The organism is Streptococcus sp. Marseille-P7375 (assembly GCF_902460365.1).
In the GTDB taxonomy this organism is placed as follows: domain Bacteria; phylum Bacillota; class Bacilli; order Lactobacillales; family Streptococcaceae; genus Streptococcus; species Streptococcus cristatus_I.
Window position 1 is genome coordinate 247,520 of record NZ_CABPTR010000002.1, and the last position, 15,506, is coordinate 263,025.

Here is a 15,506-nt window from a genome sequence, read left to right on the forward strand (position 1 = left end):
TCCTTTCTCTATTTAGGAAGTTTTTTAGCCGTCTTTTTATAAGTTTCACGACGATTCTCAATTTCACTAAGAAATTGCAGGTAGTTTTCGAAACGGAAAGCAGCAATTTGCTTGGCTTCTACGGCTGGTTTGACGGCACAAGCCGGTTCATGTGTATGGGTACAAGTACGGAACTTGCAGTCCCGGCTGATTTCGGCAATTTCTGGAAAGGCAGCGTTCAGGTCTTCTGCCTTGTCCACCTCATAGTCTAGAGAAGAAAAGCCCGGAGTGTCCGCAATCTTTCCGCCATTTAGATTATAAAAGCTGACCGCCCGTGTCGTATGGCGACCCCGCCCCAGACTTTCAGAAATTTCTCCTGTTTCTAATTGCAAGTCTGGTGCAATTTTATTGAGCAGGGTGGATTTCCCAACACCAGTCTGACCCATAAAAACAGTGACTTTCCCTGTCAGAAGTGGCAATAAATCCTCGACAGACCGGACCACCTGATAGCCAATCCGCTGATAGGCCTGAACATAAGTATCCAAGCTGGCTTCATCCTCCAACAGATCCAACTTACTCAGATAGATGAGGGGGTGGATGCCCTTGTGCTCCAAAAGCACCAGAAAACGATCCAAGAGATTGGCATTGAAGTCAGGCTCCTTGGCACTCATGATGACAACTGCCTGATCAATGTTGACAATGGGTGGCCGCACCAAACTATTTTTACGCTCGGCGATTTTTAAAATGTAGCCTTCGGAATCCTTGTCCGCTGAAAACTCAACATGGTCGCCAACATAAGGCGTTTGCCCTTTTTTTCGGAAATTCCCACGTGCTCTGGTCTGATACACCTGCCCATCTGACTCTACATAATAAAAGCCAGCCAAGGCTTTGATAATTATTCCTTGCAAGACTGCTCCTTTAAAGTTAATACAATTATTATATCAAAAAAACATATATTTGGCTTTTACTATTGGCATTTTCAAAAAATATGTTATAATAAAAAGCAAGCGGAGGTGGTGGAACGGCAGACACGCATGCTTCAGGCGCATGTGCCCGTACGGGTGTGAGGGTTCAAATCCCTTCCTCCGCATCGAACAAGAACTCTTGTCCAAGTTGACAAGAGTTTTTCTTTTGAAAAAATTATAAAAACATTTTGCAATTTATTTTAGAAAAACCAGCCTTTTTCAAAAAGGGCTGGTTTTCAAATCTTATAATCCTTGTTCCTTCAAGGCATCCGCCAGACGGGCAAAATCTGCCAAAGTCAAGGCTTCCCCCCGAACACTTGGAGACAATTCAGCTTGCTCTAAAGCAGCTGTTAGCTTAGCCTTGGTCTCCTCAGACTTTCCAAAATGACTGGTCAGATTATTCCAGAGCGTCTTGCGACGATGGACAAAGCTAGCCTTAGAAACCTTAAAAAAGAATTTCTCGTCCTTTACTGCAACGGCAGGTTGGTCTCTGCGTACCATCTTGAGAATGGCCGAATCCACATTTGGCGCTGGCACAAAGACTGTCCGCGGCACGATAAAGGCAACCTTGGCCGTCATATAATACTGCACCGCAATCGACAAACTGCCGTAAGCCTTGGTGTTCGGCTGAGCCGAAATCCGATCCGCCACTTCCCTCTGCATCATCACGACAAACTCACTAAAAGGAATCCCGCTCTCAATCAAATGCATGAGAATCGGTGTCGTGATGTAGTAGGGCAGATTCGCCACTACCTTGATAGGCAGGTCTGGATTCTTAAACTCTGCTATGTACTGAGCCAGATCAACCTTGAGAATATCCTGATTGACCACGGTCACATTGTCAAAATCACGCAGAGTATCTGCCAAAATCGGCACCAAGCGCTCATCAATCTCAAAAGCCATGACCTCGGCGGCACTTTCGGCTAAAAACTCCGTCAAAGCCCCAATACCGGGACCAATTTCGATAACATTGACCTTTTTGTCAATCTCGGCTGTATCCACAATCTTCTGGAGGATGTTGGTATCCGTCAGGAAATTCTGACCGAACGATTTTTTAAAGGTGAAACCGTGACGCTCCAGAATGGCACGGGTCACACTATAATCTGCAATTCTCATTTTCTCTCTTTTCTTTTTAAATAATTTTCAGGTGTAGAATGGTAAATCAGCTCAAATCGGCTATCACCATTTGCCTCTTCAATCATTGTCTTTAACAAGGCATCTACTTGAAGCGTCTCTTTTGTTTTTGTAAAGTAGGCCCCCTGTTCCCCATTGATATTACGAAGCTCCCATGCAACATCATTTCCTTGAACAAGAGGGAGATAACTATCTTCTTCAAGAAAAGCAAAGAAAGCTCCTACCGTCATTTCTTCAGTCACTTGATATTCTGTCTTATGTAGAACGGTGTCATCTCCTGCACTAACAGCGACTCTATCAACTATGATCTTCATATTTACCTCTTCTACTGCTTTGGAGCATCATTTAGCTCGGCACTTATTTTTTCCATTTCTTTGAAAGACTCTTGGCTTATGTAACATCCCGCTTTTAGATACTGTGTTCCATTGACAATGTAGTCAAACATAGCAATCATATTTCCTGCCGGCTCAATCATACCGTCCCATTCTTCATCAAAAACCATCCGCAGACGTTTCCAGTCTGTAAAGAGAGAGATAGCTTGTCGGCCATCTTTTCCTTCTCGAACTGGTAAATCTAGACTAGCCCCTCTTTCTAACATTACTTCCTTGGCTTCATCGCTCGCTTCAGGGAAATTCTCACCTCTTCGCACGGGAATGAGGAATTTAGCCTTAGGCACCGCCTTTGATAGGAAGCCATAATAAAGCCTGTCTACCAGCTGTTTGTCTTCTGTATCTGGCTTACCTAGCTGTCCAAGTAAGAGTAGCCATCTCACTACATCAGGATTCATGACAGGCACCTGAATCTCAGGTAGATTTGAAAAATCAGGTTTTTCTACCAAGCTTTGAGCCTTGATGCACACATCATCTGAATTCATGATAATTCCTAGAGCACCATTAAGGTAAAAAGCGGAACCCAAGAAGTTTTTAATAGCTTCCTTGTCCTCTGTATTTTCAATCCGTCTCACTTCGGTATTTGGCTGACTGTCAAATGTTTCTTTGTAATGATGGTACCAACGAGAAGTTGAGAGGTGAATCAAGGGATCAGTACACAGATAGCCATCATCTCCTCGGTCATATGTCTTCGAAAACATATAGGGCTCTCCTGTTAATTGAGAATAAATCACATAGACCTCATCTGCTTCAAGCAACTTATCTCTTACAACCTCCTCAAGGTGGGCAATTTTAGCCAGATTTTTTTGATATTCTTCTTCACTCCCATTTTGCCGATTTTCTCTACAATCCCATAAGAACAAACGCAAAATTTCAACACTATCTTCTAAACTAGCTCGCAGATAGTCTTCATTACTCATATCCCCATTCTGCATTTCCACAAAAGATGTATAAAGGGCATCTGTATAACTAGATAAAAGCTGGCGCTCATCTATCTTGGACGTATAGAGAACACTCCCCTTTTTAAGTCGACCTGCGACCTCAGATGCAGTTACAACAATATGGGCAAGGGGCTCATCTGTCAAGAAGTTAGAATCTTCTTTTCCATTGCTTAATTTTTCAACCGTCAGCTCGCCAAAAGACTCAAAGCTTTCACCAGGATTACATACTTGCAGACGGTCGCCTAACTTTAAGTTTCCTTTCAATCTGCCCAAGATCAACAGCTGATCGGACTTCCCAAGTGCAAAGAAGTCAAACACTCCCAAGCAAGCACTTGTCTCGATTTTCTCTTTTACAACTTCTGTTGCAGATTCTATTTTTTCTTTTTTCTTCCCAAAATTAAACCAAGCCAATGCTACTTCTCCTTATGGACTTTATTTTTTAATTCTTTATGCGTTATCCTTTACGCAGGTCATTTGCCCTAGCAAGGTGTAGAGTTTTTCTTGCTCCTCTTCTTCGTAAGCAGATCTATTTGCTTTTACTTCCCTGCATTTCTCGTCATACAAAAAGCCCTCATAGCCATCTTCTGTAGATAAGGCTATATAGACTTTCGCCATTTCTCCAGGACTAATCGAAAATCTCGACTTAATTTTATACAGATTTTTCATAAAAGCGCTGAGGTGATCATAGCGGCGCATATCAACTTTGACATTGGTCACACGGATTGCGTGAACCTTGATACCTTCCCAATGCTTCCGCATATAAAGCGACAACATCAACAAGGCCAGCTTATTCTGATAATAGGTCTTAGCAGGACTGTAATGTTTTTGACCAGATAAATTTTCAAAATCAAGCTTCATGAAAGGATAAAGCACTAGCCCTTGGGAAGAAATATTAATAATCCGACCACTCTCAGACTTTTCCAACAAATCTTTCAACAGGATAGAAAGCAAGAAGGGAGCAACCACATTGGTCGCAAATTGTTTTTCCAATCCGTCTTTGGTAAGAATAGCCTTCCTGACCGATAAGTCAAAATCGGCCGCATTGTTAATTAAAACATCTAAAGTCTGTTCTTTTTGGATATACTGTTCTACTGCTTTCCTGATGCTCTTCATCTCAGATAAATCAACCAAGATGTAATCTACATGCGGATTCCCTGTTTGTTGACGGATTTTCTCACAGGCTTGCTCAGCAGCTTCTTTTCGCCGGCAAAATAGGGTCACTGACCAGCCCTTTTCAGCTAACTGCTTAGCAGCCTGATAGCCAATACCACTATTGCCGCCCGTAATAATTACTTTTTTCATTTCTGACTCCGTTAGACTGAATATTTGAGCATGGCCTCTGCCACTTCCGCCAAGGTCACGCCAAACAATTCCAAGCGCTTGAGCAGCTGTTTCCCATTAGAATAGCCGATGCGGAGTTGCTCACCTAGATACTCTCGGCGCTGACGGCTATCTCTTCCCATGAGCAACCCTAGGCGCATAAGGTCATTCTTTGTTACATCAAAATCACTGCTTGACTCAAAATGGCTGGTTACCCCAGCGAGGGCTGTCTTTAAGTCTTCAAAACTCGCATGCTCAATGCCTAGTGAACGTCCTTTTGTCTTAGACTTGGGAGCTGCTTCGTCACGCTTGAGAAAGGCATGTTGGACAGTGGGAATTTCCGTCATAATCAGACGGCGAATCCGCTCGCCGTTGAAATCAGGGTCTGTAAAGACAATGACTCCATGCAAGTCCTGCAGGCGGCGAATCCGCTCGATATCTGCATCGCTAATAGCAGAACCTCTCGTTTCATAAGTCTCAACATCAAAATAGCGCTTGAGATTGGCTGTATCATCACGCCCTTCCACAACGACCACTTGGGGGATTTTTATCTTTTCAATCAAGCCCAAACACCTTCTTTGCATTTTCATAGGTCGCTTGCGCTACTTCTTCGACCGTCAGCCCACGCAGCTCCGCAATTTTTTCCACAACATAGCGGGTATAGGCTGTTTTGTTTTCTCGGCCACGCATAGGAACAGGCGCTAGGTAAGGTGCATCCGTCTCGACGAGGATTTTGTCCAAAGGCAGGTTCTGCGCAGCTTCTTGAACATCCGTCGCTTTTTTAAAGGTGACGACCCCAGAAAAGGAAATCATCATCCCTAGCTCGATAAAGCGCTCTGCCATTTCCAAAGAACCCGAATAAGAGTGCATGATACCGCCCCGAGGGCCTACACCCTCACTCTTGATAATCTCATAGGTGTCTTCTAAAGCGTCGCGCGTGTGGACGACAAAGGGCAGATCTAACTCTTTGGAGAGCTGGATTTGGCGTCGAAACACCCGTTCCTGAACATCCTTGGGCGCTGTCATCCAGTGATAATCCAGACCAATCTCGCCCAGAGCCACCACTTTTGGATGAGCAAGCTTGTCCAGCAGATAGGCTTCCACCGCCTCATCATAAGTCCCAGCCTCAGTCGGATGCCAGCCAATCGTAGCATAAATCTGCTCATAACTGTCGGCCAACTCCAAGGCGCGCTCAATAGTAGGCCGGTCAAAACCGACAACATTCATATTGCTAACACCCATTTCTGCAGCCAACCGAATCTCTTCTGCCTCTCGACCAGCAAATTCTTCCACATTTAAATGCGTGTGTGTATCAAAAATTTTCATGCTTTACTTCCTTGTATTTCCTGCCTTTCATTATACCAAAAAAGTCAGATAAAGGGACAAGAGCTTTACTTTCTCTCCACCTACTTCAGCGGGTATTTGTTATTTTTTCAGCGCCTATCAAAAATACTTTTACTGTTTTTTGATAATTTTTTATTATTTTTCGATATTTTGTTATTGATTATCAATATATTTTGTGATATAGTAAATAAAAATAGAAATTATTTGGAGGAATCCATGTCAAAGACAAGACAAAAAACAGCTGAAGATATAAGCATTGTGCTTACAAAAATCAGCCTCAGCATTTTATTCATTGCTTCCATTGTCCTGATAGCCATCGGACCTTGGGTAGTCAGCCTAGTCATTGAATTTCCCTCTCCTTTCTTTCAGGGAGAAAGTCGCTATTGGATATTGTTGCTTCTAGGCTATGTCTTGGGCTGCCTGGCTCTGACCTGCATCGTGCATCTCTATCAGCTCCTCAGCCGCATCGGGAAAAATCAGGTCTTTATCAGACAGAATGTACAGTATATGCGCTATCTGGGCTGGGAAGTTGGAATGGTCGCCCTCATTTCTTTCTTTATGGGCTTGACAGTCTATATGCCTATGCTCCTCGTAGCCGTTTCTTGCTGCATTTTAACCTTGATTATTCGGGTTATCCGCAATGCTTTTGGCAAGGCAATTGAGCTGCAAGAAGAAGTAGACTACACGATTTAGGAGGGACTATGATTCAGATAAATTTAGACCTTGTCATGGCTCAAAAACGGATTAGTGCTGGACGCTTAGCAGAATTGATTGACCTCACCCCTGCCAACTTGTCCATCTTGAAAAATAACCGAGCCAAGGCAATACGCTTTTCAACACTTAATGCCCTTTGTCGGGAATTGGACTGCCAACCCGGCGATATTCTTGAATATATCACAGATGAAACCGAGGAGGAATAAACATGGAAACACCATCACAGGAACAGATGACGGGGCAACCCTACCTTCCTTTTGAAAAAGACCAAGAACGAAAAATCATCTTCTCAGTTTTAAACATAAAGGAACTGAAGAATTTTAGAATCAGCTCTCTCATTCTCTATTTTTTAGCCTACTTTTATACAGTTGCCATTGACGGCAACAAGACCATTTACTTTTTTCCTATTGCGATTGGTTTGATGAGCCTGACCGAGTGGTTAGTAAGAAAAATGCCGAAAAGCTTGCCTCAAATCGAAAAGGATGTCTCTACTGGGCTCGAGTCCAAGCTTTTCCTGATTCTCAGTCTGACTCAGGCACTGGCACTCAGTATCTGGGGATTTCACCCACAATTAGAAATTTTTCAGACTTTGGCTCTCCACATCTCCTTTTCTTTTTATATCCTGTCACGGACGGGGTGGCTCAATCAAGGCCGCTTGGGAATCATGGTTTGGTACGATAGCATTCAGGCCTTTGTGATTCTACCTTTTAGAAACTTTTTCGCTGGTCTTCAAGTCTTTGCTCTGAGTGATAAGACTTCAGATGCAACCACTGAAGACGGCGATTCTTCTAAAAAAGCAGTCCAAAGTACGATGATCGCAAGTAGCCTTCTTATTGCTGGTACGCTTGTCTTCTTCGTTTGGTCACAACTCAGCCAAGTCTCTGATCGATTTGCTCTTTTCTTTAGCGATACAGCTGATGCCTTGCATCTTTTCTTTGACTTGATCTTTTCAAATCTTGATACAGACGCCATCGCTCTTCGCCTCTTCTTGGCCCTACCTATCGGCCTCTATCTCTACAGTCTGATTGTTGGCAGCTTACTGAATCAAAAAAATATCAAAGTTACCTACCAAAGTTTTCAAAATAAAATTCAGCCACTGCGAATGTTTCCTGCTTTTACAGCCTATATCATCATCGGCAGTCTCTGCCTGACCTACGCTCTCTTTTTCCTCGTTGGTTTAGGAGAATTAAGCGAACTCCTTAGTGCTGGCACTAGCCTCCAAACTATTTCTCCACAAAATGCCTCAACTGTTGCTGTTGCTGGCTTCTGGCAACTCGTTCGTGTATCACTTCTAAATTTCGCTGTCTTAGCCGCCTTTTATTTGCTGGCCCAAAAACCTCTCTGGGACCAGAAAGGCACTCGTCTAGCCAGCACTGTCCTCTTTATTTTCGCATTTTTACTGGCCTTGCTTGCTGGCTGGAAACTCTTTGGCATCTATATCTATCTTTATGGTCCAACACCATTGCGCCTGATCTCCGCTTGGTTTATCCTCGTTCTACTGGTCTGGTGTATTCTAACCCTGATTCGTTTTTACAAGCCCATCCAAGCGATTCGAATCGGTATCTTCTACGCCCTTATTAGTTTCACGCTACTTTGCTATCTCTATCCCCTGCTCTTAGCCGCTTGATAGAGAGCATACTTACATGCAAATATAATCATCAAAAAGAGGCTGGGACAAAAGTCCTAGCCTCTCAATTGTCTTTGGATTGTCGAGCAAGACGCAGTGGTTGAGTGGGCTCTACTACGCTGATTTCATCAGCTTTTACAGCCCTACTCAACTGTGCGGAGGTGGGACGACGAAATCGAATTCTAACCAATTACCGATTTCTGTCCCACTCTCTTTTCTTTTATTCAAACTAGATAAGATACACCTAGAAACCACCTAGACTAGCCCGTTTACCTTCCATTTCATGTAAAGTTCCTATTCTGCATGGACTCCTTCATAGCAATACTAGCCACCCTTAAACCATAGAAGCCTATTTTATCAAGAACAATAGAAAAACCAGCGGTCTCGAGTCTCCACTGGTTTCTTTATGGTAATCGTTTGGATTATGCAGCCAAAACTTTGCGTCCTTTACGACGACGAGCTGCCAATACGCGACGACCGTTTTTAGTTGACATACGGTTACGGAATCCGTGTTTGCGCGCACGACGAAGTTTACTTGGTTGATAAGTACGTTTCACGATGAATACCTCCTCATAGATTTTGTATTCGTTTAGCCGGCTATAAAGTGATCAGTTACTAAACATACTTTACTATTCTATCGGATTCTCTCCTGTTTGTCAATAGTATTGAAAGAATTGTTTCTTTTTGGAAGCGAAATCATTCAAATCGTGTCGCTTCATAGAAGGGAATCAAGGCTGTCATAGCCTGCTCAAGCTCCGACAGAACTTGCTGCTTACTTGTGGCCTCAGAAAGATTGACATCATATTTGATCAAAACCTTGCGGACTAATCCTCTAGCCACCTGCTGGCTTAGATACTGCCTATTTTCCTCCGTAGCTTCGAAGCGTTGACTCACGCCATCTATCTGGGCAAAATAGTAAGCTGGCGGTTGAATGGGCAGATTCAGTACCCGATTTTGCTTGCTGAGACTGTGCTCGTCTTTCTTGCGCTCCATGAAGCTCACCTCTAGCGAGACCCCAAAATCTTCTGCAGTTCCATACAAGCGCAGAGCGAACATCGGCTCTGTGATTTCCCCATAGCCTCTTAGATAATTCCAAAAATGTGGGCGTAAAATCTGAGCCTGATTCAGCCAATTGCTGGTCCGCTCCAGACTCAGCTTAGGATAGAGTGCCTGAAAGTCTCGGACCAAGTTCGCAAACTCCTGCCGAGCAGCCTGACCTCTAGCTTTCAAATCCAACATTGTCTCTCGCAGTTCCCCTGCCTTGTCTGGTGAAATGTATTTACTTCCTTGAACAGTCAAAAACGACTCAATAGCTGGAAAAAGTGACATAGAATTTTCTCCTTTCTGTATCTAAAAACCAGCTGAGCAGCTGGTTAAGATTTATTCCGAATCAATATCTACAACAACGTAGCGGTTAGGCTCATCGCCTTCTGAATAACTAGTCACACCATCAATTCTTGAGATGATCCGGTGGATGATTTTACGCTCACTATTAGACATAGGATCCGTATGCTGGCTGCGACGGTCTTCTAGAGCACGCTGAGCCAATTTTTGCGCATAGCTTTGCAAAACTTCTGCACGATGCTCCACATAGTCATTCACGTTGATAGAAATGTAAAAACTCTTGGAATATTGATTGTAAAGATAATTCTGAGCCAACAGCTGCAAGGCTTTCAAGACTTTACCGTGGTAACCAATCACGCGCCCTGGCTCATTCGTATTGATTTGCATATTGATTGTCCGGCGATTGTGGCTGCTAGAAAGAGTCGCTTCAACATCCATTTCATCCACAATCTTTTGCACATATGTGGTCACACTTGCGACAACTTCTTCAATATCACAATCATCCTCAACCTGGATACCCAAGTCAAAGAAGGATGACTCAGCTGTCTCTTGCTGACTAGGTGCCACTTCTGCTAAAGAGCTATCTTCCTCTGAGTCTTTCAAAGTTTGTACTTCATCAACCGCTTGACTGGTCTTTAAGAAATCAATTGCACCTGTTTCTTCCAGAATGGTACTGGCGTCTTTATCGTTTTTAAGAATTTCAGCCTTGATTTTTTCTGAAACAGCTTCACCTTCGCCTTCGGCCTTTTTGATAGCTGTCACCACTCGCCCTAAGTCGACTGTTGCTTCACTAACACTCTGTACCGGCTCGTTTTGTGCATTGATTTCCTCAGGAACTCCTTTTACCGCCTGTTGGTTGGCCTTGGCCACAGTCGTTTCAGCAATCGGCTCCACATCTACCTGCGCAGGTTTCTTGCCAAATAAACCGAGAAAACCTTTCTTTTCACGCGAAACAACGGTAATATGTGCTCTCATTCGTGGGATATCCAGCGTTTTTAATCCATTTTGAATCGCTTCTTCAACACTTGCTCCTGTAAAAATAACCATCTGCAAGAGTCCTCCTTTTTACTTTTTCTTTTTCTGTGCTTTTTGAAGGGCACGTTTTTTCTTCATTTCCAATTGGCGCTCCGCCTTTGCCTTCGCTTCACGTTCAGCAATAATCTTAAAAGGATTGCTCAAAAGCAAGGTCTGACCGACTTGATAGGCGTTAGAAACTGTCCAGTAAAGAGCGACCCCGCTGGCTGCATACACCGCAAAGAAGAAAATCAATACCGGCATCAGGTAGGTCATCACTGCCGTCCCACCATTTTTTTCTGGCAAGGCTTTATTGGATAGCCAAGTGCTAAAGAAAGTAAAGAGAGCAGCGAGAATAGGTAGGATAAAGGTCGGATCTGTTGTTCCTAGATTGAGCCAGAGGAAGTGACCTGTTTTTAGAAATTCAACTCGTGTCAGAGCTTGGAAAAGTGCCACAAGCACTGGCATTTGGATAAAGAGCGGAAGGAATGCAGCATAGGGATTGACTCCCATTTCTTTATAAAGCTTGCTGGTTTCTTCTGCTAAAGCAGTCTTACTATCCATATCCTTGCCCGGATATTTTTCCTGAAGTTTCTTGATATGAGGCTGAACTTCCTGCATCTTTCTAGATGAGGTCGTCTGAAATTGAAAGACTGGCAACAAGACTGTCCGAATAATCAACGTAAAGAGAATAATCCCGATCCCTGTACTTCCATTAAAGGACAAGAATTGAATCATCTCCGCAAAGAAATAAACTAATTTCTCCCAAAAATCACTTGAATTAGCGGTCACTTCGCTGGTGCCACAAGCTGTCAAAATAAGCAGCGAAGCCGCTAAAAGAAATCCTATCTTATTCTTCTTTTTCACAAACAAATCCTTCCTGATAAATTTTTGCAACTTTTAAGACATGCAATAAATTTTGTTCCACTTGATGGTAGTCTAGAGTTTCAACTCCCTTGCGAGCAATAACAACAAAGTCATCCTTGGTCAAATCTGCCCGATGCTGAATCAAGACATGACGAATCTTTCTTTTGATACTATTGCGGACAACTGCATTGCCCAGCTTTTTACTGACTGAAATCCCCACTCGAAAATGGCGCTGATCTTTTTCTAATTTATAAACGACAAACTTTCGATTGGCAAAATTCTGCCCATCTTTAAAAATCGCCTTGAAATCTTTTTCGTTCTTGACGCGATAGTTTTTTCTCAAAACTCAACTCCATCCACCAAAATTAACTCTATTATACCATATTTTCCCAAAAAGCCAATAAGGGCTAGGTGCGAGACGAGATCCCTTTTTGGAATAGTTTCACCGAATGAAAGAAGCAGTTTGGAGAGAAGAGGCCGGCAGTACAGCTCCAAAAAAGAGTCTGGGACAAAAGTCCTAGTCTCTCAATTGTATTTGGATTGTCGAGCAAGACGCAGTGGTTGAGTGGACTCTATTACGCTGATTCCATCAGCTTTTATAGCCCTACTCAACTGTGCGGAGGTGGGACGACGAAATCGAATTCTAACGAATTACCGATTTCTGTCCCACTCTCATTTTACACGGTAAAAAACGTCTGGGTGCTCTGAGATGCCTTGGGCAATGATGAAGCGATCTCGACTGCTATCAGTCGGATCCTGTCCGCTAACAGTCTCTCCTGCTGGCAGCTTTTTCCCTGCTGGAATAATAGACAAGGCAGCACCTGTAAGATTATTCCAACGAATATTTGTACGATAAATTCCATTTTCATCCAGACCAGCGTAAACTAGCTCCAACTTGGCAACATCTGATACAAGTCCCTTGGCATCAAATGTATAAGTGACGCCATTGGCATCTTTCCAGGTACCAGCCATGCTAGAAAAATCCCCAGAAGCAATGGCCTGCATATCTAAACCAGAGGTAGCCGCAGGTTCTTTATTTCCCTTGCTTTCTGGCTTAGCAGAAGACTCCTTAGTTGCTGGCTCCGAAGGCTCCTGACTGCTAGAGATAGAAGTGTCCGAACTACTTGTTTCAGTAGACAGCTCTGTCGAACTTTTGCTCGTCTCAGACTTTTTGGAAGAAGCTGAGCTGGTCGAGGTCGAGCTAACTTTGGAACTACTAGAAGGCGAAGTCAGCTGGTCTTTCTTTTGACCGCAGGCCACTAACACAGACGATGCCACCAGAGTTCCAGCCAAGAGAATCATCCATTTTTTCATCTTTAGCACCTCGCAATATTTTCCTGTTCTTGTAACATTATTGTAACATAAATACAGCTTTTTAGAAAGCAAAAACCAGCTCAAAAGCTGGTCCATATTATTGAATTTTTTTTAACATATTGTCGATATGCTGGATAGATTTTTCGCGGCCTAATAGATAAATGGTATCTGGCAACTCTGGACCGTGCATTTCACCAGAAACAGCGATACGGATTGGCATGAAGAGGTTCTTGCCCTTGATACCTGTTTCTTTTTGGACTGCTTTGATTTGTGGGAAGATGTTTTCTGTCACAAATTCTTCATCTGTCATTGCTTCCAGTTTTGCTTTGAAAGCTTCCAAAACGACTGGAACTGTTTCGCCGGCCATCACTTCTTTCTCTGCTTCCGTCAATTCTGGGAAATCTGAGAAGAAAAGGTCTGTCAATGGCACAATCTCATCTACTGACTTCATTTGTGGTTTGTAGAGTTCTACCATTTTTTCAGCCTTGTCGGTCAAGCGTCCTGCTTCCTCCAAGAATGGTTTTGCCATTTCAAAGATTGTCTCAAAATCCGCATTCTTGATGTACTCATTGCTCATCCAGTCCATCTTTTTCTGGTCAAAGGCAGCTGGAGACTTGCTGAGGCGATTTTCATCAAAGAGCTCAATCAATTCTTGACGAGAGAAGATTTCGTCTTCCCCACCAGGATTCCAACCGAGAAGAGCGATAAAGTTAAAGACTGCTTCTGGCAGGTAGCCTTTCTTGCGGTAATCCTCGATAAACTGAAGGGTGTTAGTGTCGCGTTTAGACAACTTTTTACCCGTTTCAGAGTTGATAATCAGGGTCATGTGACCGAACTCTGGCGCTTCCCAACCAAGCGCTTCATAAACCATAAGCTGTTTTGGAGTGTTGGCAATGTGGTCGTCTCCACGGATAACATGAGAGATTTGCATATCGTGGTCATCGATGACAACGGCAAAGTTGTAAGTTGGGTAACCGTCTTTCTTTTGGATCACCCAGTCACCACCGATATTGCCACCTTCAAACTCAATGTCGCCCTTGACCATGTCCGTCCACTTGTAGATGCCAGCTTCATTGACAGCCAGACGAACCGTTGGAATGATACCTGCTGCTTCACGCTCTGCGATGTAAGCTGCTTTCTCCTCTTCGCTCATGCCAAGGTATTCGTTGATGTAGCGTGGTGTTTCACCAGCTGCTTCTTGGCGCTCGCGTTCGGCAGCCAATTCTTCTTCTGTAACGTAAGATTTGTAGGCTTTTCCTTCCGCTAGCAATTGGTCGATGTATTTCTGATACAATTCCAAACGTTCTGATTGGCGGTAGTTTTCATGAGTTTCTGGACTTTCATCCCAGTCCATGCCCAACCAACGAAGGTTTTCAAGCTGTGAACGCTCCCCATCTTCGACATGGCGCTTGCGGTCAGTATCTTCGATACGGATGATAAAAGTTCCGCCATGATGGCGAGCATAAAGGTAGTTAAAGAGCGCCGTACGCGCATTTCCGATGTGTAAAAGCCCAGTTGGACTTGGTGCATAACGCACTCGAATATCTTTTGTCAATTTTCGATCTCCTATTTGGGAATAGCCGGGATATTTCGCCCTGCTTTCGTATTCAAACGTTATTATTATATCACATTCTCGACCCAGAATCTGCTGAATCGTATGATTTTTTAAGACAGTCTTTCTTCGAGAACAAAGTCAATCGGCAGCCAAGCTAAGACCCGCTCCAATTGCTTTTCCCAGTAGTACCATTCGTGCTTACCAGGACTGTGGCTGTAGCTAATATCCAGTCCTAGCTTTTTCAAATTTTCCACGGCATGGTTATTGGCCGCATAGAGGAAATCCTCCTCGCCGCACCAAACCCAAAACTTAGTTTTTTCATCCGACTGCTTGGCCAAGGTTTCCAGTGAATAAGGGCTGCTGGTCCAGTCTTCCAAATCACCAAAAATACCACGCCAGTATGCCGGCTTGGCTAGGTCAGTATCATCTGGATGCCGATCGTGAAAGCTGAGTGCCCCAGACAAACTAGCTGCATAAGAAAAACGATTAGTCTTAAGCGCCAGCATAAAAGAGCCATAGCCACCCATGGACAAGCCAGCAATAAAGTTTTTCTCCCGCTTGTCAGACATATTGGGGAAAAAGCGCTTGAGTACCCGTGGCAGCTCCTCAGCGATAGCTTCATAGTAATGATAGCCATACTGGGTATCAGTGTACCAGCCATTGTTGGTATTTGGCATCACAACAATCAAGTTAGTCGAGCGAACGAGGCGCTCAATATTTGAGCGTTTGAGCCAACTATTGTGGTTGCCACTCATACCATGAAGCAGATACAAGACAGGAATATCTGTATCATCTGGTTCGTCCACGCGCGACGCATCTGGATAAAGGACATTGACTCCCCACTCCATCTCCAAGGCTTCTGAATAATATTCTATCAGCATCACTGCCATCTTTTTTCTCCTCTTGTGAAAACTACTGTTCTTGGCTAGGCGTCACCGTTAGCCACACTCTGAAATCAAATCCTGTTCTGCAATCGCCGAAAGATAAGAAAAAGCCGAT

18 protein-coding genes and 1 tRNA gene are annotated in these 15,506 nt (G+C 43.7%); 4 read left to right on the top strand and 15 right to left on the bottom strand.

Annotated features, from left to right (window positions below; all coding sequences use genetic code 11):
* Positions 1-8 precede the first annotated feature (8 nt).
* Complete coding sequence (rsgA, locus tag FZ954_RS06670) at positions 9-887, bottom strand: ribosome small subunit-dependent GTPase A (protein WP_148877814.1); 879 nt, start codon at positions 885-887, stop codon at positions 9-11.
* Positions 888-986: 99 nt separating this feature from the next.
* Between rsgA and FZ954_RS06675 the strand changes: the two genes are divergently transcribed.
* A tRNA-Leu gene (locus tag FZ954_RS06675) sits at positions 987-1,069 on the top strand.
* A 118-nt stretch (positions 1,070-1,187) separates the two neighbouring features.
* On the opposite strand, the gene rsmA is transcribed toward FZ954_RS06675, so the two are convergent.
* Genes rsmA through FZ954_RS06705 form a run of 6 tightly spaced genes read right to left on the bottom strand, consistent with a single transcriptional unit; the run spans position 1,188 to position 6,054 of the window.
* Positions 1,188-2,060 carry a 16S rRNA (adenine(1518)-N(6)/adenine(1519)-N(6))-dimethyltransferase RsmA gene (gene rsmA, locus FZ954_RS06680; protein ID WP_148877815.1) on the bottom strand — a complete coding sequence of 291 codons (873 nt, stop codon included), beginning with the start codon at positions 2,058-2,060 and terminating at the stop codon, positions 1,188-1,190.
* Complete coding sequence (locus FZ954_RS06685; protein ID WP_148877816.1) at positions 2,057-2,392, bottom strand: hypothetical protein; 336 nt, start codon at positions 2,390-2,392, stop codon at positions 2,057-2,059. Before FZ954_RS06685 ends, rsmA begins: the two co-directional genes overlap by 4 nt.
* Positions 2,393-2,403: 11 nt before the next feature.
* Positions 2,404-3,819, bottom strand: coding sequence for an SseB family protein (locus FZ954_RS06690; protein WP_148877817.1), 1,416 nt, complete (start codon positions 3,817-3,819; stop codon positions 2,404-2,406).
* A gap of 36 nt (positions 3,820-3,855) precedes the next feature.
* The gene (locus FZ954_RS06695; protein ID WP_148877818.1) at positions 3,856-4,710 is read right to left on the bottom strand and encodes an SDR family NAD(P)-dependent oxidoreductase; all 855 of its coding nucleotides are present in this window, start codon (positions 4,708-4,710) and stop codon (positions 3,856-3,858) included.
* Positions 4,711-4,721: 11 nt separating this feature from the next.
* Positions 4,722-5,318 carry a ribonuclease M5 gene (gene rnmV / locus FZ954_RS06700; protein ID WP_148877819.1) on the bottom strand — a complete coding sequence of 199 codons (597 nt, stop codon included), beginning with the start codon at positions 5,316-5,318 and terminating at the stop codon, positions 4,722-4,724.
* Positions 5,284-6,054 (bottom strand): TatD family hydrolase, encoded by a 771-nt coding sequence (locus tag FZ954_RS06705; RefSeq protein WP_148877820.1) that lies wholly within the window; start codon positions 6,052-6,054, stop codon positions 5,284-5,286. Before FZ954_RS06705 ends, rnmV begins: the two co-directional genes overlap by 35 nt.
* Before the next feature lie 234 nt (positions 6,055-6,288).
* Between FZ954_RS06705 and FZ954_RS06710 the strand changes: the two genes are divergently transcribed.
* The 3 genes from FZ954_RS06710 to FZ954_RS06720 are packed head-to-tail and all read left to right on the top strand — an operon-like array spanning position 6,289 to position 8,413.
* Complete coding sequence (locus FZ954_RS06710; protein WP_148877821.1) at positions 6,289-6,765, top strand: DUF2975 domain-containing protein; 477 nt, start codon at positions 6,289-6,291, stop codon at positions 6,763-6,765.
* Positions 6,766-6,773: 8 nt separating this feature from the next.
* On the top strand, positions 6,774-6,992 hold the full coding sequence (locus tag FZ954_RS06715; RefSeq protein WP_005591644.1) for a helix-turn-helix transcriptional regulator: 219 nt from the start codon (positions 6,774-6,776) through the stop codon (positions 6,990-6,992).
* A gap of 2 nt (positions 6,993-6,994) precedes the next feature.
* Complete coding sequence (locus FZ954_RS06720) at positions 6,995-8,413, top strand: DUF4153 domain-containing protein (protein WP_148877822.1); 1,419 nt, start codon at positions 6,995-6,997, stop codon at positions 8,411-8,413.
* 422 nt (positions 8,414-8,835) lie between these two features.
* On the opposite strand, the gene rpmH is transcribed toward FZ954_RS06720, so the two are convergent.
* The 8 genes from rpmH to FZ954_RS06770 all read right to left on the bottom strand — a co-directional run bounded on the left by rpmH (position 8,836) and on the right by FZ954_RS06770 (position 15,397).
* Positions 8,836-8,970, bottom strand: a complete 135-nt coding sequence (gene rpmH, locus FZ954_RS06730; RefSeq protein WP_000831905.1) for a 50S ribosomal protein L34 — start codon at positions 8,968-8,970, stop codon at positions 8,836-8,838.
* 139 nt (positions 8,971-9,109) lie between these two features.
* Positions 9,110-9,742 (bottom strand): ribonuclease P, encoded by a 633-nt coding sequence (locus tag FZ954_RS06735; protein ID WP_148877823.1) that lies wholly within the window; start codon positions 9,740-9,742, stop codon positions 9,110-9,112.
* Between the two features lie 51 nt (positions 9,743-9,793).
* On the bottom strand, positions 9,794-10,804 hold the full coding sequence (jag, locus tag FZ954_RS06740) for an RNA-binding cell elongation regulator Jag/EloR (protein WP_148877824.1): 1,011 nt from the start codon (positions 10,802-10,804) through the stop codon (positions 9,794-9,796).
* Positions 10,805-10,822: 18 nt separating this feature from the next.
* Positions 10,823-11,638, bottom strand: coding sequence for a YidC/Oxa1 family membrane protein insertase (locus FZ954_RS06745; protein WP_148877825.1), 816 nt, complete (start codon positions 11,636-11,638; stop codon positions 10,823-10,825).
* On the bottom strand, positions 11,622-11,981 hold the full coding sequence (gene rnpA, locus FZ954_RS06750; protein ID WP_148877826.1) for a ribonuclease P protein component: 360 nt from the start codon (positions 11,979-11,981) through the stop codon (positions 11,622-11,624). Before rnpA ends, FZ954_RS06745 begins: the two co-directional genes overlap by 17 nt.
* A gap of 329 nt (positions 11,982-12,310) precedes the next feature.
* A complete protein-coding gene (locus tag FZ954_RS06760; RefSeq protein ID WP_148877827.1) occupies positions 12,311-12,952 on the bottom strand; it encodes a DUF6287 domain-containing protein in 642 nt (213 codons plus the stop codon).
* Positions 12,953-13,049: 97 nt separating this feature from the next.
* A complete protein-coding gene (gene gltX / locus FZ954_RS06765; protein WP_148877828.1) occupies positions 13,050-14,507 on the bottom strand; it encodes a glutamate--tRNA ligase in 1,458 nt (485 codons plus the stop codon).
* A 110-nt stretch (positions 14,508-14,617) separates the two neighbouring features.
* Positions 14,618-15,397 (bottom strand): alpha/beta hydrolase family protein, encoded by a 780-nt coding sequence (locus tag FZ954_RS06770; protein ID WP_148877829.1) that lies wholly within the window; start codon positions 15,395-15,397, stop codon positions 14,618-14,620.
* Positions 15,398-15,506: the final 109 nt, after the last annotated feature.

Excerpts from the sequence above, each read along its gene's own strand:
- rsmA (WP_148877815.1), bottom strand. The coding sequence starts at position 2,060 with ATGAGAATTGCAGATTATAGTGTGACCCGTGCCATTCTGGAGCGTCAC.
- FZ954_RS06685 (WP_148877816.1), bottom strand. The coding sequence starts at position 2,392 with ATGAAGATCATAGTTGATAGAGTCGCTGTTAGTGCAGGAGATGACACC.
- FZ954_RS06695 (WP_148877818.1), bottom strand. The coding sequence starts at position 4,710 with ATGAAAAAAGTAATTATTACGGGCGGCAATAGTGGTATTGGCTATCAG.
- rnmV (WP_148877819.1), bottom strand. The coding sequence starts at position 5,318 with ATGAAAATGCAAAGAAGGTGTTTGGGCTTGATTGAAAAGATAAAAATC.
- FZ954_RS06705 (WP_148877820.1), bottom strand. The coding sequence starts at position 6,054 with ATGAAAATTTTTGATACACACACGCATTTAAATGTGGAAGAATTTGCT.
- FZ954_RS06710 (WP_148877821.1), top strand. The coding sequence starts at position 6,289 with ATGTCAAAGACAAGACAAAAAACAGCTGAAGATATAAGCATTGTGCTT.
- FZ954_RS06715 (WP_005591644.1), top strand. The coding sequence starts at position 6,774 with ATGATTCAGATAAATTTAGACCTTGTCATGGCTCAAAAACGGATTAGT.
- FZ954_RS06720 (WP_148877822.1), top strand. The coding sequence starts at position 6,995 with ATGGAAACACCATCACAGGAACAGATGACGGGGCAACCCTACCTTCCT.
- FZ954_RS06735 (WP_148877823.1), bottom strand. The coding sequence starts at position 9,742 with ATGTCACTTTTTCCAGCTATTGAGTCGTTTTTGACTGTTCAAGGAAGT.
- jag (WP_148877824.1), bottom strand. The coding sequence starts at position 10,804 with ATGGTTATTTTTACAGGAGCAAGTGTTGAAGAAGCGATTCAAAATGGA.
- FZ954_RS06760 (WP_148877827.1), bottom strand. The coding sequence starts at position 12,952 with ATGAAAAAATGGATGATTCTCTTGGCTGGAACTCTGGTGGCATCGTCT.
- FZ954_RS06770 (WP_148877829.1), bottom strand. The coding sequence starts at position 15,397 with ATGGCAGTGATGCTGATAGAATATTATTCAGAAGCCTTGGAGATGGAG.